Consider the following 26,299-nt stretch of genomic DNA (forward strand, 5'->3'; position numbering starts at 1 on the left):
CCTAATGCGGGGAAGACGTGCCCTTACGATCCTCCTGATTCTAAGTCTCATGTCACTTACCGGATGCTGGAGCCGCAAAGAACTGAATGATCTCGCTCTGGTCATGGCGCTTGGCATTGATCTGGTTCCGGAGGGGTATGCGGTCACCGTCCAGGTTATGAATCCCAGCGAGGCCGGTAACCAGAAGGGAGCCTCCTCAGGAAGCCTGCCTGTCGTAACCTACAAATCCGTAGGCCGTACCGTCCCCGATGCGCTGCAGCGGATGCTGGGCATGACTCCCCGTATGCTGTATCTGGCCCATATCCGTGTGCTTGTCTTTGGGGAAGAACTGGCCCGCAGCGGGGTCAGCGATGCGCTGGACTTCATCTCACGCGACCATGATCTTCGTACCGATTTCTACCTGCTGGTAGCCAAGAACTCGAAAGCTTCGAAGATCCTGGAGATTATCACACCTTTCGAGCATATTCCGGCGAACTCCCTGTATTCTTCCATTCTCGTCTCCCATAAGAAATGGGCAGCGACCGGGAAGGTAACCCTGCAGCAGTTCATTACCGAGCTGGAGCGCGGCGGCTCGAACCCGATCATGTCGGGAGTACAGTTAAAAGGAGATCTGGAGGACGGGGAGTCCGCCAAAAATGTGCAGAGCATCAGCCCGAAGGCCCTGATCCAGCATGCCGGCATCGCCGTGTTCAAAAAAGACAAGCTGGTCGGCTGGCTGGGCGAACCGCTCAGCAAGAGTGTTAATTATACGCTGAACGATGTAGACTCAACGGTTGGAAATGTCCCCGGCCCGGATGGCGGAACCGTAGGCTTCATTGTTTACCGGGCAGACACTTCGATGGATATCAAGCTGAATGACCAGGCCAAACCCGAATTCACGGTGCGGCTGAATATAGAAGCGAATCTGACGACAGTGGAAGGAACCCTAGATCTGAACAAGCCGTCCAGCATTGAGGGCATTGAGAAGAATCTGGAGAAACGCTTCGACGACAGAATGGCCAGTGATATCCGGGAGATCCAGCAGAAATATAACTCGGATATCTTCGGCTTCGGAGAAGCGCTGCACCGCAAATATCCGAAGCTGTGGAAGGATTACCGCGACCATTGGGCGGACACCTTCAAGACCGTTAAGATTGATGTTCATTCCAAGGTGGCGGTCCGGCGCATCGGCTCGGTCATACAGCCGCTCAAAAGGGAGCTCGAGGAGAAATGAACTGGAGTCTGCTGCTACTGTTCTTCCTGCTGTTTGTACTCTTCCTGAAGACACCCGGCGTTCTTAGGCTCCGTTCCGCCCGGGATACCGCTGCTTTCTATGGCATCTGGGCTCTGACTGTCATAGTTACTCTCGCAGATAAGGCGGATCTGCCCCAGCTTAGGCCGCTTGACTGGGTTCGCAGCATAATGGAGCTGCTGTCCTGAATATTTTTTTGCGGAAAGGATGTGAGATAGAGGTGAAAAGCCGTACCGGTATTGCCGCGAGGCAGTTCTACATTATGACATTCGGTTTAACCATCGGCACCTCTATTCTGGTCATCCCGAGCGGACTTGCGCATACCGCCAGAGAAGATGCCTGGATCGCCTCGCTCTGCAGCCTTATGATCAACCTGGTCATGGTGGTGCTGTATCTATTCATCGCACGGCTTCACCCCGGCAAACATCTCTTTGAAATTCACGAAGCTGCCTTCGGTAAATGGCCCGGTAAAATAATTTCACTGCTGTATCTGTTCTATTTCCTCATTCTCACCGGCACTCTGCTGGGTGACCTTGGATTCTTCATGTCGAGTGAGATTATGCCGGAAACGCCGATTGAGGCCGTCCAGATTGTGTTCCTGATTGCTGCGGTTATGAGTGCCGGCATGGGGGTTGTCATACTCGCCAGATTGGGGGAGCTGCTGTTTCCCTGGGTATTATTTCTGTTCCTGATCCTTGTCCTCACGCTGATCCCCCAGATTGAATGGAATCATATCAAGCCTGTGTTGGAGGGAGGCACAGGTCCCGTTTTCCAGGCCGGTTTTCAGGCCGCCATGTTTCAGGAGCTGATTGTGATGATGACGTTCCTGCCCCTGGTCCATAAGCGAAAAAGCGGGGAGAAGGCCTTCTTGTGGGGCACTCTGACCGGCGGTATCGTGCTGCTCCTTATTGTACTGCTCAGCATTCTGGTGCTTGGCATTGAGCAGACCGAGAATAGCACCTTCCCTGCTTACGCCTTGGCCAAAACGATCAATATCGGGAACATTCTGCAGCGCGTCGAAGGATTACTGATCACCATCTGGATATTAACCTTTTTCATCAAAATTTCGCTGCTCTACCTCTCCATCCTGAAGGGTATCCAAACGGTCTTCGGGCTCAAAGCTCCACAGCATCTGATCTACCCGTTGGCCGTATTGTTCCTCATCATCGCCTGGAATACATATATCAACACCGTCTACGTCAATGACATTATCGGAACGGTATGGGGGAAATTCTCGTTCATTTTCCTCCTGCTGATCCCGTTCATGATCTACGTTCTAACCCTGCTGAAGAAGGTTGTTTTCCGGAAAAGAACATAAAATAACCCCCAAAACATCTAAATTCTTAGCTATTAAAAAGCGCCCCGCCGCAGTCGGTCTGAACGAACCAGACCTCTGCAGCGGGGCGCTTCATGTATATAAACATAGTTGCTATTAGGATAGGATGCGATAGAATCAGTTCAGTTAATTGCTGCCCTCTGGGTTACCAACAACTACAGCCGGAGCCAGTCCCGCATGCTTGCGGCCGGGAATCTCACCCGTTTCTTCAAAATGCGCCACAATGATGTCAATTTCCTTCTTCAGCTCGGAGACCAGCTCTGCCTCAGGAACCTTACGGATCATCTTGCCGTAACGGAACAGCAGACCTTCCCCGCGTGCGCCGGCGATGCCGATATCGGCTTCCCTTGCTTCACCCGGCCCGTTCACTGCGCAGCCCAGTACAGATACCTTAATCGGCACCTTCAGCTTGGAGATGTACTCTTCTACTTCATTGGCGATAGAGAAGAGATCAATGTCCAGGCGTCCGCAGGTCGGGCAGGAGATCAGTGTAGCCGCGTTCGAGATCAGACCAAAGGTCTTGAGCAGCTCACGTGCCACCTTCACCTCTTCTACCGGATCAGCACTCAGTGAGATACGTACCGTGCTGCCGATCCCCATGGAGAGCAGCGCACCAATCCCGGCGGAGCTCTTCACGGTTCCTGCGAACAGTGTACCGGACTCGGTAATCCCCAGATGCAGCGGGTACGGAATAACCTCCGCCGCTTTGCGGTAGGCTTCAATGGCCATCGGCACATCGGATGCCTTCAGCGATACGATAATATCATGGAAATCCAGCTCTTCGAGAATTCCGATATGGTACAGGGCACTCTCCACCATAGCTTCCGGTGTAGGATAGCCGTATTTCTCCAGCAAATGCGTCTCCAGGGAACCGGCATTAACCCCGATACGGATTGGAATCCCTTTATCCTTGCAGGCTTTAACTACAGCTTCCACCTTATCGCGGCGTCCAATATTGCCGGGATTGATCCGCACCTTGTCGATGCCGTTCTCAATCGCCAGCAGGGCCAGCTTATAGTTGAAATGAATATCCGCTACCAGCGGGATATGAATCTGTTTCTTGATTTCCTTAATTGCCGCCGCCGCTTCTTCATTATTAACCGTCACACGCACGAGCTGGCATCCGGCTTCCTCCAGCCGCAGAATCTCGGCTACGGTCGCTTCCACATCGGCGGTTTTGGTCGTACACATGCTTTGGATAGCAACCTCGTTGTTTCCCCCAATAATAACCCCGCCGACATTGACGGGACGGGTCTGGTGTCTCAGGAACATGGTTTTCTCCCCCATAACGATCAAAGCTCCACCCTCTCCGCTCCCGCAGGTACTGCGGGGTGTGCGGGAGAAAGTGGAGACCCTGAATTGTATTGTTAAGCTGCACTAAGCAGATGATTACTCATTGCTTACGCACTTTCTTCTTTTTTCTTATCCTTTTTGAGACTAAGCTCCGGCAGGGACTTCTCCTGGACAACCTTCTCGGTAATGACACAATCCTTGATGTCATCACGCGAAGGAACCTCATACATCACGTCGAGCATAATGCTCTCGATGATTGCACGCAGTCCGCGGGCACCGGTGTTGCGTTTGATCGCTTCCTTGGCAATAGCTTCCAGGGCAAGCGGTTCAAACTTCAGCGCTACATTATCCATCTCGAGCAGCTTAATGTACTGCTTCACGAGCGCGTTCTTCGGCTCGGAGAGGATACGTACCAGTGTGTTCTCATCAAGCGGCTCCAAGGTCGAGATGACCGGCAGACGGCCGACAAACTCAGGAATGAGGCCGAACTTGAGCAGATCCTCAGGCAATACCATGGAGAGGTATTCGCCGGCTTTGAGATCCTTCTGACCTTCAGCCCCTGCGTTGAAGCCGATGACTTTTTTGCCGATACGGCGTTTGATCATTTGCTCCAGGCCGTCAAAAGCACCGCCTACGATGAACAGAATGTTCGTGGTATCGATCTGGATGAATTCCTGATGAGGATGCTTACGTCCGCCTTGCGGTGGAACAGAAGCCACTGTACCTTCCAGGATCTTCAGCAGAGCCTGCTGTACGCCTTCACCGGAAACGTCACGGGTAATGGACGGGTTCTCGGATTTACGTGCTACCTTGTCAATTTCGTCTATATAGATAATGCCGCGTTCGGCCTTCTCCACATCATAATCAGCCGCTTGAATCAGCTTCAGGAGGATGTTCTCAACGTCTTCACCGACATAACCTGCTTCCGTAAGGGAAGTGGCATCTGCAATGGCAAAAGGAACGTTGATGATCTTCGCCATCGTCTGCGCCAAGAGGGTCTTACCCGAGCCTGTAGGTCCGAGCAGCAGGATGTTGCTCTTCGTCAGCTCCACATCTTCAATCTTGCTCTGGCTGTTCACACGCTTGTAGTGATTGTATACGGCAACGGAGAGCGATTTCTTCGCCTGCTCCTGGCCGATTACGTATTGATCCAGAATATCGCGGATTTCCTTCGGTTTCGGAATATCCTTCATATCCAGTTCTTCTTCGTGACCGAGCTCCTCTTCCACGATTTCCGTGCACAGCTCGATGCATTCGTCACATATATAAACGCCAGGTCCTGCTACCAGCTTACGAACCTGCTCTTGCGATTTGCCGCAAAAAGAACATTTCAGTTGCCCTTTTTCATCATTAAATTTAAACATCTTACCACCCCTTTAAGATATGATCGGTGAAGAGAGTACCTGGTCAATGAGCCCGTATTCCTTCGCTTCTTCCGCGCTCATGAAGTTATCGCGGTCCGTATCCCGTTCGATTTTGTCAAGGGGCTGACCTGTGCGCTCTACATAAATCTGATTCAGCTTCGCCTTCGTCTTCAGAATCCAGTCGGTATGGATCCAGATATCGGATGCCTGCCCCTGAACGCCGCCAAGCGGTTGATGAATCATAACCTCGCTGTTGGTCAGCGCAAATCTCTTGCCAGGCGCTCCAGCTGTAAGGAGCAATGATCCCATACTGGCAGCCATCCCTACACAAATCGTTGAAACATCCGGTTTGATATATTGCATCGTATCATATATACCCATGCCGGCTGTGACAGAACCACCGGGCGAGTTGAGGTACAAGTGAATGTCTTTTTCGGGGTCATCTGCTGCCAGGAACAATAACTGGGCAATAACCAGATTGGCGACATCATCGTCAATCGCACTGCTTAGGAAGATGATGCGATCCTTGAGCAATCTCGAATAGATATCGTATGAGCGTTCTCCCCGACTTGTCGTTTCCACAACCATTGGTACCAGACTCATGCCACCAACCTCTTTTCTCTATACAGATTAGTCTTTCCGTTTCAGAAATATTTTAACACGTTCAAAGCGGGATGTCATTTATTCACTGCTGCTCTTAACCGCACTGCTCATGTGCATGCCATTATATCGCAATTCCGCGGGCAATGCCAATTCTTGATTCGTGGTATGTACTCACATAACGTCCGCCCCGATAAAAATAAGGCACGTAACAAAAACTTACGTGCCTTATCTGCTCTTTATGGAGGCCTAATGGAAATGGCCGTGCTAGGTAAAATTTCTAAAGAAGACTACTCAGCAGATGACTACTCAGCGCTTGCTTCTTCTGCAGCCGTTTCTTCAACGGGCGCTTCTACAACAGGAGCCGGAGCATCAACTTCTACGCTATTGCTAACGAGGAACTCAATAGTCTTGCGCAGCGAAATTTCGTCACTCAGGCTGCTCAGGGAACCATTGGCCGCCAGAATGCTGCGGATTTCTTCAGGAGTACGTTTGTAAGCTTCTGCCATAGTAGCAAGCTCTTGAGTAACTTCCTCTTCGGAAACTTCGATCTTCTCTTCCTTAGCGATGACTTCCAGAACAAGGTTGTTGCGAACGCGCTTCTCGGCATCGCCCTTCATCTGTTCCTGCAGGTCTTCACGTGTCTGGCCGGAGAAGCTGAGGAACATATCCATGTTCATGCCCTGCTGGCGAAGACGGGTGTCGAAATCACGAACCATGTTCTCTACTTCACTGGCGATCATAGCTTCAGGAATTTCAACTTCAGCATTAGCAGCAGCTGCATCAACTACTGCAGTTTCGCGAACGCCTTTGAGTTCTTCCTGTTTGCGGGATTCCAGCTGTGCCTTCAGATCTGCCTTGTATTCTTCCAGAGTGTCGAATTCACTTACATCCTTAGCGAATTCATCATCCAGTGCAGGAAGCTGTTTGCGTTTGATTTCGTGCAGCTTCACTTTGAATACAGCTACTTTGCCGGCAAGCTCAGCAGCATGGTAAGCCTCAGGGAAAGTAACTTCAACATCTTTGAAGTCTCCGGTGGACATGCCAACTACTTGCTCTTCGAAGCCCGGAATGAAGGAGTTGCTTCCCAGTTCGAGGGAATGACGCTCAGCCTGTCCGCCTTCGAAAGGAACGCCGTCAACGGAACCGTCGAAGTCGATCACAGTGATGTCGCCGTTAACAGCTGCTTCATCTTCAACTACAACAAGCTCAGCATGACGCTCTTGCAGACGTGTCAGTTCAGCGTCCAGCTCTTCATCAGTTACTTCAGCCTTCTGTACAGGAACTTCCAGACCTTTGTACTCGCCCAGCTTCACTTCTGGCTTAACAGTGATCTTCGCTTTGAAGATGAACGGCTGGCCTTTGGCGAATTGCTCGATGTCTACTTCAGGACGGTCTACAGGGAAGATGTCGGTTTGTTCAACTGCTTCGCCATAAGCTTCAGGAAGAAGAATGTCGATGGCATCCTGGTACAGGCTTTCCACACCAAAACGGGATTCGAAAATCGGCCGCGGCACTTTACCTTTACGGAATCCAGGTACGTTTGCTTTCTTAACCACTTTATTAAAAGCTTTGTCGAGTGCTGCAGCTACACGGTCTGCTTCTACTTCGACTTCAAGAACTCCAAGGTTCTTCTCTATTTTTTCCCAGGTTGCTTTCATAATATACTTTTCCCTCCAAAATTGGTTACATGTTTACTTAAAAAAAGTCATACAATTCACGCACAGAATAACCATTATATTATATACAACATTACTTTATTTATCAAGTAGAGAACTCTTTACAAATCCTTTGAGCGAACGGTAGGCCGCTTCGAATTGAAAGCGCATGCTGTCCGTGATCCCGTACATACTCCGTGTTTCCTCTTCATTGCGGTTTCCGTTCAGGCTCTCCGACACCATCTGGTGCAAGGCTCCGGCCCAAATATCCAGCAGTGAATACTCTCCGTCCAGCAGCTCGCGGTATTCCTTCGTTCCATAAATCGACATGATGAACTGCCCCCAGAGCTCCTGGGCAAAATAGTACAGCGTCGGCTCATGCACCTCGGCCTGCTCCGCCACCCGCTCCAGCACCTGGCTTACCTGCGGCGGGAACTCGTCATTCTGCAGCGGCACAGCCTCGATCTCCACCTCAGCGGCTTCGTGGCCGCGGCTCAGCCTGACCGCCCCCTGGGCCCCGCGGCGGCGGAGCGTCTGCAGCGTGCGGAACTGCAGCAGCGGATGCACCTCAGCCTGCTGCAGCCAGCCGGTCAGCGCTTCATCTACATGGCTTCCCTCCAGGTAGGAGAGCTGCTCCAGCGCCAGCACGGTCGCTTCGGACAGCGGCTCATTCATGACCCGCTTCAGCAGCTTATCGGGATAATCCGCATCCTCCTCCAGCTTGGATTTGGCCAGAATCCGGGCCATATCCTCTTCCTTCAGATCCTGCTCTTCTGCAGAGGGGGCATCATCCGCATCCCCGCCCTGTGCGGCGTAGGGAAACGCCGCCTCCAGCCAATCCAGCAGCGACTGCCACTCCTCGTAGTGCCGCTCTTCCTGTCCTTGGCACTGCAGCAGAAAACGCAGCAGTTCCATCGCTTCCCCGTAACGTTCACTTTCCAGCATTACCGTAAGCTGGATCTGATAATAATCCAGCGTCTTCGGGAACAGCACGATATTCTCTTTGGCAGGGGAATTGAATTGATTCATGAGGGCACCTCCTTTTCTCCGTTCCTCTTCATCCGAACCCTAATCAATTGTTGATTATAGCATATCCCCGTACGGTTTCAAAAAAACAAGTTGAAAAAATAATCTATGTATGATAACATAATTTTTGCTTGCTTTTCAGTCAGGCACCATGTCCCGGTAGCTCAGTTGGATAGAGCATGCGCCTTCTAAGCGCACGGTCGGGGGTTCGAATCCCTTCCGGGACGTCATAGAACAGCCTCCCTTCGGGGAGGCTGTTTGTGCGTCCGGAGGATGAGAACCCTCGCGCCAACGGGGACGTTGGAGCATACGCTTCGTTAGGATCTGCTTCGCAATCAGCCCGAATGGGCTGTATTCTTCCGGGACGGTACGTGCCAGCACATAGCGGGGCCCTTGCGGACTGGAGGGCCCTTATTTGGGCGGATCGCGCCATTCCGCAGGCCATGCGGACACAGATTCCGTTAAGTAACCCGTTTCACCTCATTCTGAGCTCCAAATTACAATATAAGCGCTTCTGAGTCCGCATATATCCTGGAATGCTCTTTTTCCTCGCATACAGTCTACAGCGCCCCTCATCGTCTTCACCTTATTCCTCACCGCTTCTTCTATCTTGCCTGTTACTCCCTACACTTGCATCATCCTGCCGCTTACCTTCACTTACCTTCACTTACCCTCACTTCGCTTCATCCCTGCCACCCGCACCCGTATCCCTGCACTCAGACGCTCTCCTTCACTTCGCCCCTACTTCTCACTGCAACATAAACAAAGAGCGCCCACGCAGCCACAAGGCATACAGGACGCTCTAATATTACACTAACCCTCTCCCGGACTCCGCTGACAGCTTCATGCTCCGCAGACTCTCGGCGTTGAAGACCAGGTTCTCCACCGGCTCGGTGATGTCTGCGGTATAGCGGTCAATGGTGACTTTGCCCAGGTACATTTTGCGGACGGAGATGCTTTGTTTGGCCTTGAGGTAGGATTGTGCGCCGCTCTCCCCGCCGACATAAAAGGCAGAAATGCTGCCCCCGGCCTCCAGCTTGGAGCCGCGGCAGACGGAGAATGTTTTGAGAAACGTAATATTGCCCGAAGAGAACAGCTCACTCTGCACAATCCCGTCCCGGTGGATGATGATATCGCCGTTGGATTTCAGCGTGCTGTTCTGGCATTTGCCGATGTTAACCTCGACCTTAGTCTCCTGCATCCGGGCCACACCCATATGCAGCTCCTCCAGCATGCCGATCACTCCGCTGAGCGAAGCTTCACTCATATAATCCACCAGCTGGGCCGGCTTCAGGAACAGATTCAGGAAATGCAGCGTCTGCTCCAGATCCTGATGGTAAGAGGCCTGAACCGTTGCCAGCACCGAGAGCAGCTCCTTGATCAGCTGCGGGATCTTCTGGAACTTGCTCTCCAGCAGCAGCAGCACAGCCTGTCCGTACTTCACGCTCTGCTTCCGCCCCTGGACGGCCTGAACCAGCATCCGGACCGCGGTCTGGAGGATCTTGGTCTCTTCAATCAGCAGCTTGGAGCAGTTGTAGATCCGGTTGTACATCACGCCGAAATACCCGGAGTACAGATTGCTGTTCACTACATTGCCTTTGACAAGAATACTGCCGGTGGCTGTGATGGTGGAGTTATAGATGCTGCCGGCAACATAGACGTTACCCAGCGACTCAATGATCATATTGTCCTCGACATCGCCCCGTATAATGACATCGCCGGAGAATACAATATTGCCGGATTTAATGTTCACATTGCCGGGTACGATGTAGGACGTGCAGATGTCGAAATATTTGATCCGGTCACCGGTCACCCGGGGCCGGCCTTCACGCAGGGCGCGGATTTCATTGCCGATCAGCAGGACTGTATTATTTTTGGCGAGAATCGTAAGGTCTGCAGGCTGCGGGGGATATAGAATCTCTCCATATACGTCATAGCCGGGAATCCCCTCGATAACCGGAATTTTGCGCGCCAGCACTTCACCGCGGATCGCGGAAGGAATACGCAGATGGCTGCGGTAATCCACCTGGCCTTCAATCTCGTTGAATTCATTCTCAATCGTCTCGGAGAAAAACAGTTCAAGATACGCATTCTCCCCCGGCACAGCCGCTCTGCCCTGGGCAGCGGTAATTGGCTGATAAGTGGGATTCTGCAGTTCAGCATGAATTCCGGAGATATTCAGGTTCTGAATGATTCCCCGGCGCTCAAAGTCGGCAATAATCTGGTTCAGGCCCAGAATTCCGACAACATTCTCCGTATTCATCACGGCGTCTACTTCCACCATTCCGGCGGATAAATGATCATTCAGCTTCCAGGAGAATTTCTTCGTGGAATGGAGGGTGAAAAAAGCCAGCAGACGATCCTCCGACACGGTAATCGAATACAGCGGCGGCTCCGAGATTTCCCACTCTATAGTATCCTCCGTAGTTACCTCGGCCGGGCCGGAAACCGGCTCGCCGTTGACATATAGATTAACCGGAAGAACTCCCATAATCACTGCGGGCGAACCGCCGGGCAGCGGGTCCTGTACGAAGATTTTGTCAGCCCGGACCAGCACCCGCCCCCCGTGGTCATGATCCGGGTCACCGGATACCATAAATGAAATATCAAACTCGATATCACCGTCACCCTGCGACAGCTCCAGCATATTAATCAGCTTATTCAGTTCCTGCTCGGACATACGGTCAGGCATTCGGCATACCCCCTGTTCCTTATAACCGCTTTCATTCATTCTAGTATTATTATAATTTTAAGCAATGGAAATAGATAGGCTCCCCTGTGAAAAAAAGCCCTCCGGCGCCTGCGATCCTCCGCGTCTCCTGTCACGTCAAACAGGCTGCCCGCCGTGGATTATCCACAGCAAAGGCAGCCTGTCATTCACATATACCGCTCCAAGTCTAAGTCTCAGCGCCCCCGGCGGCGGTTCCCCAGCCACAGCGGAAAGCGGAAAATAAAGTTAATCAGCAGGACTACGAACACCAGCACCGCAGCGGACTTGTCCGCGATCTGCCGCGCATCCTCGACAATCGCCTCGGACTGCACGTACCACAGATGGACCGCCAGGGTCTCACCCGGCGAGAACAGATTGAAATCCCACATCTCACCGGAGGTGCTGAGTCCGGCGGTCAGGATAATAACCGCCGATTCCCCGAAGGCGCGTCCGGCCACGAGGCAGACGCCGGTGATGATAGCCGGAAGGGCTACCGGCAGCACGACCTTGCGGATGACATGGAACTTCGTCATGCCGAGTGCATAGCCGGCTTCACGGATCTCGCCGGGGACCGCGCGCACGGCTTCTTCCGTGACGCGGGCCAGCATCGGCAGGTTCAGCAGTGCCAGGCTCACGCCTCCGCCGAGGATGGTCAGGCCGACACCGAAGTACTCGGCGAAGATCGCCAGGCCCAGGAGGCCGAACACGATGGACGGAACGGAGGCCAGGGATTCCACACAGATGCGCAATGCGCCTGTGAAGGCATTATCCGGCGCATACTCTGCCATATAGATACCTGCCCCGATCCCGATCGGAACCGAGATCAGCAGCGAGATGAACAGAATATAGAAGGAGTTGAAAAGCACAGGGCCGATCCCCCCGCCGGCATCCATCTCTTCCGGCTGCTTGATCAGGAAGTCGGGCCGGAGCGCCGGCAGGCCTTTGCTTAAGATGGTGAACAGCAGCCAGAAAATCAGCAGCATCACCAGAGCGCCCAGTGTGTAGAAACCGATGGTTGCTATTTTGTTGCGCCGCTGCGCCCTTGCCGTATATCGTGTACGAGTAAATCCGTTCATCAGGCATCCCTCCGTTTCCGGCCCAGCACGCGGATAATTAGAATCAGCACAAAGGAAATGAGCAGCAGCAGGAAGGCCATCATATGCAGGGAGTAGTTCCAGGTGGACTCAAACTCAACATTAGAGATCTGCATTACAATGTTGCTGGTCAGCACGGAGGTTGGCGTGAACAGGGTCTTCGCCAGCTGAGGCGTATTGCCGATCACCATAACCACCGCCATGGTCTCGCCGATCGCACGGGTCATGCCGAGAATAACGGCTGAGACAATCCCCCGGCTTGCTGCCGGCAGTACAACGCGCATAATGACCTGAAGACGGGTCGAGCCCAGCGCATACGCGGCGTCACGGTATTTGCGCGGAACGGACACAATGGCATCATCGCTGATCCGGCAAATGGTCGGCAGCACCATCAGCGCCAGCACGAGGGCTGCGGCGAGCAGTCCGTCCCCCAGGCCTTCTCCGCTCACTCTTCGCAGGAAGGGAAGCAGTACGGTCAAGCCCAGATAACCATATACAATAGAAGGAATACCGACCAGCAGATCCAGCACCGGACGGATGAAGCTTGTCAGCCATTTAGGCGCGATCTCCGCACAGAGCACGGCCATAGCGACTGAGATTGGTACGGCGATGACCAGGGTCAATGCGGTAAGCGATAATGTATTTACAATAAAGGCAGCGGCGCCGAAGGCATCCTCTTCCGGTGTCCAGTTGAACGAGAAGAAGAAATCGAGCGGCGAGACGCTCCCGAACAGCAGCAGCGCCGTTTTGCCGATGAATACAATAACTAGTCCAAGCACCACACAAAGCGCAAGGATACTGAACAGGAAATAATAACGGGATATCGTGTTGCCAAGCAGATGTCTCTTATGTCTTCTGGTATTTACTTTAACTTCCTCAAGGCTCTTCTGTGTCTGTGCTGTCAGGCTATGAACCGGTGCCCCCATACTTTCCCTCCTGTAAGAGGCCAACCCCGCATGAAGCTCCGGAGCTGGCCGCTGTTACCTATCAGTCTGTTACCTTGTACTATGGTTGATCCTAGGATTGCATGGCGGCAATCGGAATGAATTTAAGCTTTTTGAGCGAACCCTGCTGGAACTTCTTGCTCTGCACGTATTCGATGAATTCTTTGGTAGCGCCGGTAGGCTGGCCTTTGGTCATGTAGTAGCCGTAAGCCCAAATCTTGTATGAACCGTTGATAACATTGTCCGTAGTCGCTTCCACACCGTTGAACTTCACGGCTTTGATGTCACTGCCGGTCACGTAGACAAGGTCGATGTATCCGATAGCGTTAGGAGTAGTGCCCACAGCTGTTTTCATGTCGCCGCTGGAGCCGGTTTCCTTGTAGTTCTTCTCTTTCTTCACAATATCTCCGCCGGCAAGTGCCTTCGCCTGATAGTTGACACGGGTACCGGAACCGAAGGCACGGGTGATAACCACGATGTTGGCATCAGCTCCGCCGACTTCTTTCCAGTTCGTGATTTTGCCGGAGTAGATTCCTTTAAGCTGTTCTGTAGTCAAGTTGTCTACACCGACGTTTTTGTTCACGATGGTTGCAAAAGGAATGACCGCTACCTTGTTCGCTACCTGTCCTTCAAAAGCTTTGAAGCCCGGAACATCGATGCTGGCATCCCAGTCGCAGGCGCCGATATCCGCAATGCCCTTCTTCACGGCTTGAGGTCCGGTTACGGAGCCTTTGCCTGAAGCGGCGATTTTCACTTTAGGGTGAAGCTTCTGGAATTCTTTGGCGGCCTGCAGCGTCAATGGAAGCAGTGCGGTCGAACCGTTAACGGTGATTTTACCCTTGAGACCGTCCGCAGCAGCGGCAACCCCTGCAAAAGCTGCGGTAACCGCGATAACCGCGGTGAGCGCTGTAACTGTTAATTTCCGGAAAACCTTCATGTATAATTTCTCCTCCCGGCGGCCAGCGCCGATATATGTTGTTGTGAATCAGTGAAGCTCAGTATTAGTCAGTATTAATTGGACAGCTGCACTGCTTTGCCGTTCTGAATTACAAGGATTTTGCCGTCGCTGACAATGGCCACCTTGCTGCCGTCATTCGAGACAGACACCTCGGACACATCTTCTGCCGTGCGGAATAATTCAACCGGTGCCGCGCCGCCTGCAATAGAGTAGATTACAGTGCTGCCATCTGCGCTCAAGCCTGCAACCACCAGACCTGTACTTGTTCCGGCAGACCAGTTGGCTTCAGCACTCAAGGTGATATCTGTGCTGGTGCCGTCAGCTGTAATCGACTTCAGGGTGTTGGCGGCAGTGCCCTCCGGATCTGCACTCAGGTACACTACGCTGCCATTAGCAAGGATCTCCGGGTACAGCTTGTTGTCGAGCGCAGTAGTCAGGGCTGCCGGCTTCGCGCCTTTGGTGGCCAGATCCAGCTTGTACAGCTGTTCTCCGGCTTTGCTGAAGTCTACAGTCAGTGAATCTTCTGTACTGTCGGCATCATTCTTGGCTGTGCCTGTTACATTGACAATGTACACGGCAGTTTTGCCGTCCGCCGATACGCGAAGCTCCGATTTATTCTCCACTTTATCCTCAAGCAGCGCTTTGACCTCTCCGGTCTCTACAGAAATCTGCGCCAGCTTCTCCTGCTTGTCGCCTTGAATGAAATAGATTGTCTTGCCGTCGCTGGACCATACGAGGTCAGTCTTCACGCTGGTGTCTTTGCCAAGGGTAGTGATCACTCCGCTGGACAGGTTAATCAGCTGCAGAAGGCCTGTCTCACCGCTGAACACACCCCACTGCTGATCCGCAGAAACTGCATAATCCACAGCACTGCTATTGGAAGAGAACCATTCATAATTGCCCGGCACCTGGCTGAATTTATAGAGCAGTGTGGATTCAGCGTCGCTTTGGCTGGCGATCAGGCCGCCGTCCGCACTCCAGTGAAGGGTATCGAATTGGCCGGCCGGCCGGGCGAAGCTCAGGATACTGCTGGTTTCAGCCTGCAGTTCACCGCCAAGTGCGGTAACCAGCTTCGTGAGTTCAACATAGGTTTTGCTGTTATGAACGACAGGTGCTACTGTAAATTCCTGTGCTTCACCATCAACCTGATAGCTTTTTACACCCGCCTGAATCTGTACATTATGTAGGCCCTTGCTGTCATTTAATAGAAATCCGCTGCTGCCGAGCACAAGTCCTGCTCCAAGCTCCCCTGCCACCTGGCTTAACGAATAGAGTTTATATCCACCGCTGTTGATTGTGCTGAGTGCAACCGGCGTACCATTGATACTCCATGTAGTACTTCCCTCCCCGACTGCGGCTGTCTTGACGGCGGCGGCGCTCACACTGCTGCTTGTAGCCAAAACACTTACTGATCCCCCTGTTACGAGAAGTGCTGAAGCCAAAGCTGCGCCGATCCATTTACTGTTTGTCAATTAGATTCACCCTTTTCCTATAGGTAACTGCTAATGTTATTTTCATCTACGAATGTCAATTCTGTTGCAGAGGAATGTTATGGAAATATTAATTGTAAAAGTAAATACAAAAAGGCCAGCCCAGGAATGAATCCCGGGCCGGCCTTACCGTAAAAGTTATGTTAATTCAGTATCCACGTCACAATAATCTCATTACCGCCGGGCTTCGAGTCTGAGCTGCTGCCGATAATAGAATACGAATAAGAACCGCTCACCTTGCCATTAATTAGAATGTTGTTGCTGTCGACAATCTCTGTGCCGCGTTCCAGGTCCTTGTCCCTTACATATTTCTGATATGTACTTCCAAGAGCGGCCATACTTTCCTCTGTCTCATAGATCAGCATAGAGGATTTCTTCCCCTCTGCCACCTCACCTTGGGTAAAAGTGATGCCCGCGCCTTCCGGTATCGGCAGATCGTCAGGCAAATACTGCTGCGCGTCCGCATTCTCTTCCGCCAGGGTATGAAAAGCTCCGCTGTCCGCTTCTGCTCCGTCTGTACTGCTGCAGCCGCTAAGTCCGGCCGCTGCCAGAAGCACTCCCAGAGTAAGGAGCAGCTTATGTCCTGCCATGATTCGCACCACCTTCTAATGTAATGGGTTCCGGTTGCCGGCAATCTCCAGTATTCTCCTTATTACCCGGATAACCGGTATAAGGAAACGGGTAATCCATAAAATTTAATATGTTTGATGCGGCGGCAAGCGGAAACGGCTCCACGTCCTTAATACATCGTGCATGTGCTCTGCGGGAGCCTGACGAAGCTTCTCATAATCTGTCCGCCAGTCTGGCGGACTTACAATCAGCTATTTCGGGTAAAACATGCAGATTCCCAGGTTAATCGGACTCAGATTCCTTTATTTGTCCGCAATAGCGGAGATCAATAGAGCGTCAGATATATATTTTTGTGTACTTGGAAAAGAGATTTACTTTTACCAAGCGAATCATTATTATAATGAGTGAGTACTCACTCATTATGCTGAGAATTGAGGAGATCACAATGAAACAAGCCAACCCAGTGATTACAGTAACTCATGTTGACCGTGCTTTCGGCAGCAAGAAGGTATTGAAGGATATTACGCTACAGGTGGAGCATGCGGAAACCTTCGGGATTCTGGGCCCGTCCGGCTCCGGCAAAACCACGCTGGTCAAGCTGCTCACGGGCATAGACGAAGTTACCTCCGGCGAGATTAATGTGCTCGGGGTACGGATGCCGAAGCTTGCCATGCTGCAGCAGATCGGCTATATGGCCCAGTCTGATGCGCTATACACGGAACTGAGCGCCAAGGAGAATCTGGAGTTCTTCGCTTCCCTCTACGGGCTGAAGGGCGGCAACCGCACACGGCGGATCAGAGATGTAATGGAGCTGGTGAACCTGCAGGAGCATTTGCGCAAAAGAGTAGACCAATACTCCGGAGGCATGAAACGCCGCCTGTCACTGGCCATCGCGCTGCTGCATGAGCCGCCCCTGCTGCTGCTGGATGAACCCACGGTCGGGATTGATCCGGTGCTGCGCCAGTCGATCTGGAAGGAACTCAAGGCGTTGAACCGTAATGGCACCACGATTGTACTCACCACACATGTTATGGATGAAGCGGAGAAATGCAGCCGGCTGGCTATGATCCGGGATGGCGTTCTGCTCGCAGTAGATACTCCCGCCGGACTGCTGCAGGCAACCGGCTCCGCTACCATTGAAGAAGCCTTCCTGTACTATGGAGGTGTACGTCCATGAGAATCCGTGCGATTACCTTGAGAATTCTGCAGCAATTCATCCATGATAAAAGAACTATGGCGCTGATGTTCATCGCGCCCCTGCTGGTGCTCAGCCTGATGAGCCTGGTCTTTAACGGTGATGCTTATGAGCCGAAGATCGGTGTAGCCCCCGGTGCTGCAGTGTTCAGCACCGCGCTGGAAGCCCAGAAGGCTGAAATTACCGGCTATGATAATGATGAATCCGGCAACGCCGCCCTTCAGGCCGGGGACATTGATGCTTATATTACAATGAAAGGAACCACTCCTGAGATCATGCTGGAAGGCAGCAACCCGACCGCTAACCGTGCCGTAATGATGGCCCTGCAGGAAGCTATGCAGAGCCTGCAGCCGTCAGCGGCAGGCAGTGTACAGAATCAGCCGCAGATCAGCTATCTCTACGGCGCCGAGGATATGAAGACGATCGACCGTTTCGGCCCGATTATGATCGGGGTATTTGTATTCTTTTTCGTCTTCCTGATCGCGGGTGTCTCCTTCCTGCGCGAGCGGACCACGGGAACACTGGAACGCCTGCTCTCCACTCCGCTGAAGCGCTGGGAGATCGTGCTTGGATATGTCTGCGGCTTCGGTATCTTCACCGTCTTTCAGGCGCTGCTGATCTCCTGGTTCTCAATCCAGGTGCTTGGCATTATGATGGCCGGCAGCTTCGGCTACGTTCTGCTGATGACCTTGCTGCTCTCGATGTCGGCGCTGACGCTGGGCACCCTGCTCTCGGCATTTGCCGCCAATGAGCTCCAGATGATCCAGTTCATTCCCCTGGTCATTGTGCCGCAGATTTTCCTGAGCGGACTATTTCCGCTCGATACCCTTCCGCTCTGGCTGCAGCGCGTAGGACTGGCAACCCCCATCTACTACGGCGCCCAGGCGCTGATGGATATCATGATCCGCGGCAAAGGCTGGAATGATATCGCCCTTGATGTATTCATGCTGATCGGCTTCTCCCTGCTGTTCATGCTGCTGAATGTGCTGGCCTTGCGCAAGCACCGCAAAATGTAACTTCGAATTAGCGGTATAGGCTGTGGTACACTTGGAGGTAAGAGCAAGAGAGTTGGAGGGTCCATCATGGAGAAAGACAATGCTGCTGAGCAGCAGGGGCAGGAGCAGTGGATTCAAGAGCTGCTGGCCCTCAGTGAAAAGGAACAAATGACTCCCAAGCAGATATCCATTCTGCAGGCGGCCATTGATACATTCTCGGAGAAGGGGTTCTCGGCAGCGGCCACCAGTGAGATCGCCCAGAAGGCAGGCGTGGCTGAAGGAACGATTTTCCGCTACTACAAAACCAAAAAAGATCTGCTGCTGGCCATCGTAGTCCCCACCATGAGCCGGATGATCGCTCCGTTTGTGATGCGTAATTTCAGCGGTGTGCTGGATGTATCCTTTGAGAGCTATGAAGCCTTCCTTAAGGCATTTATGGTGAACCGGCTCGATTTCGCCCGTAAGAATCTCAAAATTATCAGAATCCTTATCCAGGAGATCCCCTTCCAGCCCGCGCTCAGAGAACAGCTGGTCGAGAATATTCTCAGCCAGGTGCTGGAGCGTGTCACTGTAATTACGGAGCATTTCAAGGAGCAGGGCCAGATTATGGATGCTCCTACTCCTGCGATCATCCGCTTCACCATCTCTTCGGTCATCGGCTATCTGCTGGCCCGCCTGCTGCTGATGCCGGACCATGACTGGAATGACGAGGAAGAAATTGAGCAGACCGTCAGCTTCATCATGCACGGAATTGGCGGGGCAAGGACACTGTAGGCGGCTGGATGGGACATTGCTGGAGCAGCTACGCCATTTCGGTACAGTCTGAGCCGGTCTGGGAGCACATCGTGCTGGCCAGGCTGGCTTTTACTTGGTTGGCTGCTGCCAGTTCTACTGGTTCAACAATACAACAATTGATGTAATCAGTTCCTCCAAGTGGACATTCAGTGATAGTTGTATACTATGCAATTAAAAACAGCGAAAAACGTTGCTTGTCTCTTATAACTGTAGTCTGTACAACTAAATCTGCCGAATTGGTGATAACCAGTCTACATAAGGCAGTTTAAGTGTACGAAATACAACTAAACGGAGAATCGCCTGTAAATCAGATGATTTAGTTGTACAATGTACAATTAAGCATACGCATAAGCCATAATCAGGTCACTTCAAACCCTCAGCAAGCGATTTACCCATGTGATTTTCACTACTTTAAATCTGACGCTATACTAGTTCTGCCGCTTCTACTCCCTCACTTATACCTTGCGAACTGCTGCTTCTCTGCTATTCTTGCTCATGCACCTGCCCGGTTCTATTTGCCACCTTACTACTCTTTGTACACAATTTACACATAAATAACTGTAATGGGGTCCGCAGGCGCGGTGAATGATATTGTCCGGGCAAATAGAGCACCCCAGTCCGCTGCTATCCATCAAGATAACTCCCGCATTGCTTAATTCTTCAGGACAGAGCATACAGAACTGCTCTCAGCATAAACCCTTTTGAAGGCGTACGCCTGTTCTGTTATTATGGGTACTATAACGATTGTCGAACGGGACAAACCAGGCTTTGGCTTGGGAGCCAGTTAGCCATCAGGAATAGAAGGAAGTGAGGATTACATTGGGTTTCCAGGTACCGGAACGGGTAATCAAGCTGCTGTGCGGCAGGGCCGCTTTTGATCAGGGGGTAGCTTATTATCACGCTCATAAGGTTGATCTTATCTATACAGAGCACAACGTTGAAGGGGAATATTCGAAATACCGCGCTGCGGTTCATGGTCTGGAAAGCCATGAAGTAGTGCTGACCATAGATAGTGACGATGATGTTAACGGGGAGTGTACCTGCCCGGCCTACTACCGCGGCGGACCTTTCTGCAAACATATTGCAGCTGCACTGGTTAGTGTCCTTTATCTCGGCAAAGATATGGACATGGGCCAGACTCCCGATCCGGATGGGCAAGAGCCGGAGGCGTTCACGGGAGAGACCGGTATACTTACACCCCGCCATTCCGGCTCTGCCGGAGACGGATACACCGGGCGCAGTGGGGACCGGCAGCTGGTGAGCAGCATGCTCGGGATGTTCACCGGAGTGCGGCAGCGGCCGAGCGGAGCCGGAGCTTATATGGATCTGCGGACACCGCTTCAGGTAGAGTTCATCTGCAAGCCTTTCTCTTACAGCTTCGGCAGCACAATGCTGGGCATAGAACTGAAAGTAGGCCCTAAGCGCCTCTATATCGTGCCCAAAATCCGGGGGTTTCTGGAACGTGTTCACCGGGGTGAGCCTTTTGAATTCTCCAGACATTTCAGTTATGATCCCGCCCTGCACAGCTTCTCGAAGGAAGATAATGAGGTGCTCGTGAAGCTGATTGAAATCATGCTGAATGAAAAAATATACCGCAGCAGCATCAGCCCTTACGCTCCGCATACCGGCACTTCGGGAAATGAACGGCTGCTGGCTGTTCCTCCCTTCTTCTGGGAGAGCCTGCTGCCGGCACTCTTGGCTGTACCTGCAGCCCGTCTGCAGCACGGCCAGGTCCTGCACGAACGTCTATCTCTCTCCGCTGAGGCACTCCCGCTGAGCTTCCAGTTCGATCAGGCGCAAGGAGAGGGGTACCGGCTGGATGTCCAGGGGCTTCAGCAGCTTACGATTCTGGAAGATTACGGGCTTGTCTTGTCTGAGGGCAAGCTGCTGAAGCTGCCGGTGCAGGAATGCGGGCGTCTCGCTGAGCTGAAAAAGCTGCTGAACCCCTCGCGGCAGGACGGAATTGCCATTGCCCCGGAGCAGATGGAGCCATTCATGGAGGGCGTCATTCCCGGACTCAAAAAATTGGGCCAGGTATTCATTGCCGATGCCATCGCGGACAGAATCGTTCAGGCGCAGCTTCACGCCAGACTCTATCTCGACCGGGTCAGAGACCGGCTGCTCGCCGGGCTTGAATTCCAATATGGCGGGATTGTCATTAACCCGCTGGATGAGAAGGCGCATGAGCGGAGCAATGAAGTGATTCTGATGCGGGACGGGGAGGCCGAACGGCGGATTCTCGACCTGATGGCCCATGAGTCCTTCGCACGGACGGAGAGCGGATATATCATGCGGGATGAGGACGGGGAATTCGATTTTCTCCACCATACCATTCCGCTGCTGGAGCCGCTGCTTCAGGTCTATGCCACTACTGCGGTCAAGGAAAGAGTGCTTACGGAGCATGCCATGCCCAAGGTCAGCCTGAGCTGGAATGAGAAGACCGACTGGCTGGACTTCAAGTTCAGCATGGATGGTATTCCGGAGAAGGACATCGTGCTGGTGCTGAAATCCCTGCAGGAGAAGCGTAAGTATTACCGGCTGCCGGATGGTGCGCTGCTCCCGCTGGAAACTGCAGAATTCCTGGAAATTATCGCCCTGATGAATGAGCTTGGCGTTCAGAACGGGGACTTCAATCATGCAGAGTTCTCCCTGCCGCTGGTGCGGGGTCTTCGCCTGCATGCGGATACCGGCAAAGGCGATTCCGTCCAGATCGGCCGGTCGTTCCGGCGGCTGCTGGCCAATATGGCGAGTCCCGAGAATCTGGACTTCCCTGTGCCGGAGAGTCTGGCCTCTGTACTCCGCGACTATCAGCAGTACGGCTACCAGTGGATGAAGACGCTGGCCCACTACCGCTTCGGCGGCATTCTGGCGGATGATATGGGTCTCGGCAAAACGCTGCAGAGTATCGCCTTCCTGCTCTCCGAGCTTGATGATATCCGTCAGGGCGGAGTCCCTGCGCTCATTGTCACCCCGGCCTCGCTGCTCTACAACTGGCATAATGAGCTGAAGCGTTTCGCCCCGGACATCAAGGCAGCCATTGCCGACGGCAGTGCGGACGAACGCAACCGGACGCTGCGGAATTCAGCCGGCCATGATGTCATCATTACCTCTTATCCGCTGCTGCGCAGAGATGCCGTGGAATACGCCAAGCGGTCTTTCCATACCCTCATCCTGGATGAAGCGCAGATGATTAAGAACCATGAGACGCAGACTGCCCAGGCAGTTAAGCTTCTTCAAGCGCGGTACCGTTTCGCGCTTACGGGAACGCCGGTGGAGAATGCGCTCGAGGATCTGTGGTCAATCTTCGGCGTGGTATTTCCCGGGCTGTTCCCCGGCAAGAAGGCCTTCCATGACCTTCCCCGGGAGACTGTGGCAAAGCGTATCCGCCCCTTCCTGCTGCGCCGCCTCAAAAGCGATGTCCTGAAGGAGCTGCCGGACAAAATCGAATCACTGCAGGCCTCTGAGCTGCTGCCGGAGCAGAAAAGGCTCTACGTCGCTTATTTGGCCAGACTGCGCAAGGAAGCGCTCAAGCATCTGGACAGCGACAGCTTCGGCAACGGCCGGATCAAAGTCCTCGCCGGTCTCACCCGGCTGCGCCAGCTGTGCTGCCACCCCTCCCTGTTCGTGGACGGGTACACTGGAGGATCGGGCAAATTCGAACAGCTGCTGGAGATTATCGACGAATGCCGCAGCTCCGGCAAACGGATGCTGATCTTCTCACAGTTCACGCAAATGCTGGGGATGATCGGGCGCGAACTGGCCCTGCTGGGTGTGCCGCACTTCTATCTGGACGGACAAACACCGGCTTCCCAGCGTACCCAGCTGTGCACCCGTTTCAATGAAGGGGAACGTGATCTATTCCTGATCTCGCTGAAGGCGGGCGGCACCGGCCTTAATCTGACCGGAGCCGACACGGTCATTCTCTACGATCTGTGGTGGAATCCGGCTGTCGAGCAGCAGGCTGCTGACCGCGCCCACCGGATCGGACAGAAGAAGGTCGTGCAGGTCATCCGCCTGGTTGCGCAGGGAACCGTAGAAGACAAGATGTACGAGCTGCAGCAGAAGAAGAAGAATCTGATTGATGAAGTAATTCAGCCGGGACAGGAAGCCCTGTCCAGCCTGAGCGAGCAGGACATCCGCGAGATACTCGCGATATGACAACGGCAGGCTTGCAATAGAATAGCTTTCTGCGCCAAATCTCACGACTTCTGTTGTATAAAGTACAATCATGCTGAAGATCTCCTGTGATGCTTGGGGAATGAAGGTAATCTTGCTCAGTTTGGAAGCGTTTGGCAAGTCCGGTATAATACAAGGGAAGGCTTGTATCTTATTCAGGAGGTGCTTGTAAATGAGCTTTACGTTGGCGCTTGGAGACTCAGCCCCTGACTTCGCCCTGAAGGCGACGGACGGACAGACTTATTCCCTGGAGCAATTCGCGTCCGCCAGGTTCCTGGTTGTTTTTTTCACCTGCAATCATTGCCCGTTTGTAGTCGGTTCCGATGAGCTTACCCGTGAGGCAGCGGAGAAATTCCGCGATCAGGGTGTCCAATTCGTTGGCATCAATGCCAACAGTGAAACCACGCATCCCGATGATTCGTTCGAGCATATGGTTGCCCGGATGGAGGAGCATAAGTTCCCTTGGACTTATCTGCGTGACGATACGCAAGAGACCGCCCGGGCCTATGGCGCACTGCGCACGCCCCACTTCTATATCTTCGATGAAGCCCGCAAGCTGGTCTACACCGGACGCGGCGTTGATAATCCGCGCGAGACCGGCAAGCTGACCGTCAACAATCTGGATAACGCCCTGACAGAGCTGGTATCCGGGCAACCGGTCAGTGAACCCCTGACCAACCCGATCGGCTGCAATGTGAAATGGGACGGCCAGGATGCCCACTGGATGCCGGCTGAGGCTTGCGATCTGGTGTAACACGGCCGGCTATATAAACCACACTTATGACAACAACCTAACCAGCTTACTGGTTAATCGCGGCGGGACGAGAGGAATTTGTTAATTCCTTACACACAATTCATTGCCGGCAGAATGTAGGCTTCTTAGTACGCACGAAGGCATAAATGTTGTACGTTTTGCAACTCTGATCCCTAGATACCTGGGTGTGCGGGAGGATTGTTGTATGAAATACAACAATAGCTTCGTTGATCGGCCTGGAACGAGGGAATTGCTGCCTTTTGTACAACAATTATAGATTTAGGGCGTGTTAATGGGGGGGAATGTTGTATTCTGTGCAGGATTTTAATAAAGTTACCTGATCTGTGCCACCAACAACGGATGAAATCAGCCCCCCCTACTTCAACATTAGCTATACAGAAGTACAAATATACAACTACAATTGAGTGCTCTATGTAAATAAAACAGGGACGCTCCTGAGCCTATAGGCTTGGGAGCATCCCTGTTTTATTTCTTTTGGCTTGCAGCGCCGGGTTTAGACAATTGTAACTCCACCGCTGGCATAACCGGCAACCGTTGTCGCTACATCAATTCCGGCTGATACCGTTGCCGAGAAGACCATCAGCAAACGAGTGCCGGCAGTTACCGGTATACTAAGCCCGGTAGTCAGACCGCTGCTGATCGTACCGAGGGAAAGAACTCCTGTCAATGGCGGAGCTAAAGTTACTGTGGCGCCCGGTACTGCCGTGAAGCTATTATTGGGTGTAGTCGATTGGAATAATCTCGCAGTTATGGTTACGGTTGAACCCACTAAGCTAAGTCCCGCAGTCGTACTGAAATAGCCTGCCAGTGAGGTAATGGTGCCTGCACGCGGTACTGAGAAGGCAAAGTTGAGTAAGGTTCCAGCCGCACCTGTCAAATCAATGATCCCGCCTGTAACACTAACACCTGCAGAGCTGCTGCCAAAACCTACAAGACTGGACGTATTCAAGAGTCCGCCGAGTACCGTTGTCAAAGATACTGGAAGGCCGGAAGCATACGGAATGATTGCCCCTGAACCCGTTGCCCCTGTCGCGCCAGTAACACCGGTAACCCCAGCTGTGCCTGTCGCTCCAGTAACCCCAGTCGCTCCAGCTGTGCCTGTCGCACCGGTAACCCCAGTCGCTCCAGCTGTGCCTGTCGCTCCAGTAACCCCAGTCGCTCCAGCTGTGCCTGTTGCGCCGGTAACCCCAGTCGCTCCGGCTGTGCCTGTCGCTCCAGTAACCCCGGTCGCTCCAGCTGTGCCTGTCGCGCCGGTAACCCCAGTCGCTCCAGCTGTGCCTGTTGCGCCGGTAACCCCAGTCGCTCCCGCTGTGCCTGTCGCGCCGGTAACCCCAGTCGCTCCAGCTGTGCCTGTTGCGCCGGTAACCCCAGTCGCTCCGGCTGTGCCTGTCGCACCCGTAACCCCAGTCGCTCCGGCTGTGCCTGTCGCACCCGTAACCCCGGTCGCTCCGGCTGTGCCTGTCGCGCCGGTAACCCCAGTCGCTCCGGCTGTGCCTGTCGCACCCGTAACCCCAGTCGCTCCAGCTGTGCCTGTTGCTCCAGTAGCCCCAGTCGCTCCGCCGCCAGAACCCGTCGCTCCTGTAGCGCCTTGAGCCCCGGTGGCACCTGTTGCTCCTGCTGCACCTGTGGCACCGGTAGCTCCGCCACCCGAACCTGTCGCTCCTGTGGCGCCTTGAGCTCCGGTGGCACCCGTTGCTCCGGTAATACCGAAGATTTCGCCCAGCAGTTCTGCAGAAACCAGACGGTGCGCGGTTACCAGTGCCCCGGTGCTGCTCTTACCCCAGAGCGAAATCTGGACCGGATCATTCACAGTGGCAGGTGTTAAGAAAGTAAACTCTAAACCATCCAGATCAGCAAAGTAGGTAGTGGTTATCGATTGATTCGGAGCAACATCGATCGCCTCGCTGACATACAGGTTTCTGACGCCGCCACTCAAATAGTATCCCTGAACCGATACTGTGGAGGCAGTGATATCACTGCGGTTATCAATTCTGACTGTAACCTGGGTAGTTGGTCTCACACCGCCAACCATATTATTTTCTATCGGTCCCGTGGATAAAAAACTCATCGTTTCAGCACTCCTTTTCCT

General features: G+C 53.1%; 20 protein-coding genes and 1 tRNA gene. 9 read left to right on the top strand and 12 right to left on the bottom strand.

Annotated elements, in window-relative coordinates; genetic code table 11:
• The first annotated feature begins 4 nt into the window (after positions 1–4).
• Genes P40081_RS29390 through P40081_RS29400 form a run of 3 tightly spaced genes read left to right on the top strand, consistent with a single transcriptional unit; the run spans position 5 to position 2,549 of the window.
• Complete coding sequence (locus tag P40081_RS29390; RefSeq protein WP_042139664.1) at positions 5–1,213, top strand: Ger(x)C family spore germination protein; 1,209 nt, start codon at positions 5–7, stop codon at positions 1,211–1,213.
• Complete coding sequence (locus P40081_RS29395; RefSeq protein ID WP_042139665.1) at positions 1,210–1,419, top strand: hypothetical protein; 210 nt, start codon at positions 1,210–1,212, stop codon at positions 1,417–1,419. Before P40081_RS29390 ends, P40081_RS29395 begins: the two co-directional genes overlap by 4 nt.
• Positions 1,420–1,451: 32 nt before the next feature.
• Positions 1,452–2,549, top strand: coding sequence for a GerAB/ArcD/ProY family transporter (locus P40081_RS29400; protein ID WP_076248582.1), 1,098 nt, complete (start codon positions 1,452–1,454; stop codon positions 2,547–2,549).
• A 144-nt stretch (positions 2,550–2,693) separates the two neighbouring features.
• Here the strand turns inward: P40081_RS29400 and ispG are convergent, their stop codons facing one another.
• From ispG to P40081_RS29425, 5 genes are all read right to left on the bottom strand, one after another.
• Complete coding sequence (gene ispG, locus P40081_RS29405) at positions 2,694–3,839, bottom strand: flavodoxin-dependent (E)-4-hydroxy-3-methylbut-2-enyl-diphosphate synthase (protein ID WP_039296744.1); 1,146 nt, start codon at positions 3,837–3,839, stop codon at positions 2,694–2,696.
• Positions 3,840–3,967: 128 nt separating this feature from the next.
• Positions 3,968–5,224: an ATP-dependent protease ATP-binding subunit ClpX gene (clpX, locus tag P40081_RS29410; RefSeq protein ID WP_042139666.1), complete on the bottom strand. Its 1,257-nt coding sequence runs from the start codon at positions 5,222–5,224 to the stop codon at positions 3,968–3,970.
• Between the two features lie 12 nt (positions 5,225–5,236).
• Positions 5,237–5,827 carry an ATP-dependent Clp endopeptidase proteolytic subunit ClpP gene (clpP, locus tag P40081_RS29415; protein WP_042139667.1) on the bottom strand — a complete coding sequence of 197 codons (591 nt, stop codon included), beginning with the start codon at positions 5,825–5,827 and terminating at the stop codon, positions 5,237–5,239.
• Positions 5,828–6,129: 302 nt separating this feature from the next.
• Positions 6,130–7,485, bottom strand: a complete 1,356-nt coding sequence (gene tig, locus P40081_RS29420) for a trigger factor (protein ID WP_042139668.1) — start codon at positions 7,483–7,485, stop codon at positions 6,130–6,132.
• Positions 7,486–7,581: 96 nt separating this feature from the next.
• Entirely contained in the window at positions 7,582–8,511 is a 930-nt protein-coding gene (locus tag P40081_RS29425; protein WP_042139669.1) for a hypothetical protein, read from the bottom strand.
• A gap of 150 nt (positions 8,512–8,661) precedes the next feature.
• Here P40081_RS29425 and P40081_RS29430 point away from each other — a divergent pair.
• A tRNA-Arg gene (locus P40081_RS29430) sits at positions 8,662–8,735 on the top strand.
• Positions 8,736–9,316: 581 nt separating this feature from the next.
• On the opposite strand, the gene P40081_RS29440 is transcribed toward P40081_RS29430, so the two are convergent.
• The 6 genes from P40081_RS29440 to P40081_RS29465 form a co-directional block, all read right to left on the bottom strand.
• Positions 9,317–11,200 (bottom strand): FapA family protein, encoded by a 1,884-nt coding sequence (locus P40081_RS29440; protein ID WP_042139672.1) that lies wholly within the window; start codon positions 11,198–11,200, stop codon positions 9,317–9,319.
• Between the two features lie 212 nt (positions 11,201–11,412).
• A complete protein-coding gene (gene pstA / locus P40081_RS29445) occupies positions 11,413–12,294 on the bottom strand; it encodes a phosphate ABC transporter permease PstA (protein ID WP_042139673.1) in 882 nt (293 codons plus the stop codon).
• The gene (gene pstC / locus P40081_RS29450; protein WP_042139674.1) at positions 12,294–13,238 is read right to left on the bottom strand and encodes a phosphate ABC transporter permease subunit PstC; all 945 of its coding nucleotides are present in this window, start codon (positions 13,236–13,238) and stop codon (positions 12,294–12,296) included. Before pstC ends, pstA begins: the two co-directional genes overlap by 1 nt.
• A 91-nt stretch (positions 13,239–13,329) precedes the next feature.
• Positions 13,330–14,193 carry a phosphate ABC transporter substrate-binding protein gene (locus P40081_RS29455; protein ID WP_042139675.1) on the bottom strand — a complete coding sequence of 288 codons (864 nt, stop codon included), beginning with the start codon at positions 14,191–14,193 and terminating at the stop codon, positions 13,330–13,332.
• 74 nt (positions 14,194–14,267) lie between these two features.
• Positions 14,268–15,686, bottom strand: coding sequence for a TolB family protein (locus P40081_RS29460; RefSeq protein WP_156118729.1), 1,419 nt, complete (start codon positions 15,684–15,686; stop codon positions 14,268–14,270).
• A gap of 161 nt (positions 15,687–15,847) precedes the next feature.
• Positions 15,848–16,294: a hypothetical protein gene (locus P40081_RS29465; RefSeq protein WP_042139677.1), complete on the bottom strand. Its 447-nt coding sequence runs from the start codon at positions 16,292–16,294 to the stop codon at positions 15,848–15,850.
• A gap of 425 nt (positions 16,295–16,719) precedes the next feature.
• Between P40081_RS29465 and P40081_RS29470 the strand changes: the two genes are divergently transcribed.
• The 5 genes from P40081_RS29470 to P40081_RS29490 all read left to right on the top strand — a co-directional run bounded on the left by P40081_RS29470 (position 16,720) and on the right by P40081_RS29490 (position 24,189).
• Positions 16,720–17,451 (top strand): ABC transporter ATP-binding protein, encoded by a 732-nt coding sequence (locus P40081_RS29470; RefSeq protein ID WP_042139678.1) that lies wholly within the window; start codon positions 16,720–16,722, stop codon positions 17,449–17,451.
• Positions 17,448–18,485: an ABC transporter permease gene (locus tag P40081_RS29475; protein ID WP_042139679.1), complete on the top strand. Its 1,038-nt coding sequence runs from the start codon at positions 17,448–17,450 to the stop codon at positions 18,483–18,485. Before P40081_RS29470 ends, P40081_RS29475 begins: the two co-directional genes overlap by 4 nt.
• 66 nt (positions 18,486–18,551) lie before the next feature.
• The gene (locus tag P40081_RS29480) at positions 18,552–19,238 is read left to right on the top strand and encodes a TetR/AcrR family transcriptional regulator (protein ID WP_042139680.1); all 687 of its coding nucleotides are present in this window, start codon (positions 18,552–18,554) and stop codon (positions 19,236–19,238) included.
• A gap of 828 nt (positions 19,239–20,066) precedes the next feature.
• Positions 20,067–23,417: a DEAD/DEAH box helicase gene (locus P40081_RS29485; RefSeq protein WP_231575214.1), complete on the top strand. Its 3,351-nt coding sequence runs from the start codon at positions 20,067–20,069 to the stop codon at positions 23,415–23,417.
• 190 nt (positions 23,418–23,607) lie between these two features.
• On the top strand, positions 23,608–24,189 hold the full coding sequence (locus tag P40081_RS29490; RefSeq protein WP_042139683.1) for a thioredoxin family protein: 582 nt from the start codon (positions 23,608–23,610) through the stop codon (positions 24,187–24,189).
• Between the two features lie 514 nt (positions 24,190–24,703).
• Here P40081_RS29490 and P40081_RS29495 read toward each other — a convergent pair.
• Positions 24,704–26,278, bottom strand: a complete 1,575-nt coding sequence (locus P40081_RS29495) for an exosporium glycoprotein BclB-related protein (RefSeq protein ID WP_042139684.1) — start codon at positions 26,276–26,278, stop codon at positions 24,704–24,706.
• Positions 26,279–26,299: the final 21 nt, after the last annotated feature.

The organism is Paenibacillus sp. FSL P4-0081 (assembly GCF_000758565.1).
Taxonomy (GTDB): Bacteria; Bacillota; Bacilli; order Paenibacillales; family Paenibacillaceae; genus Paenibacillus_AQ; species Paenibacillus_AQ phytohabitans.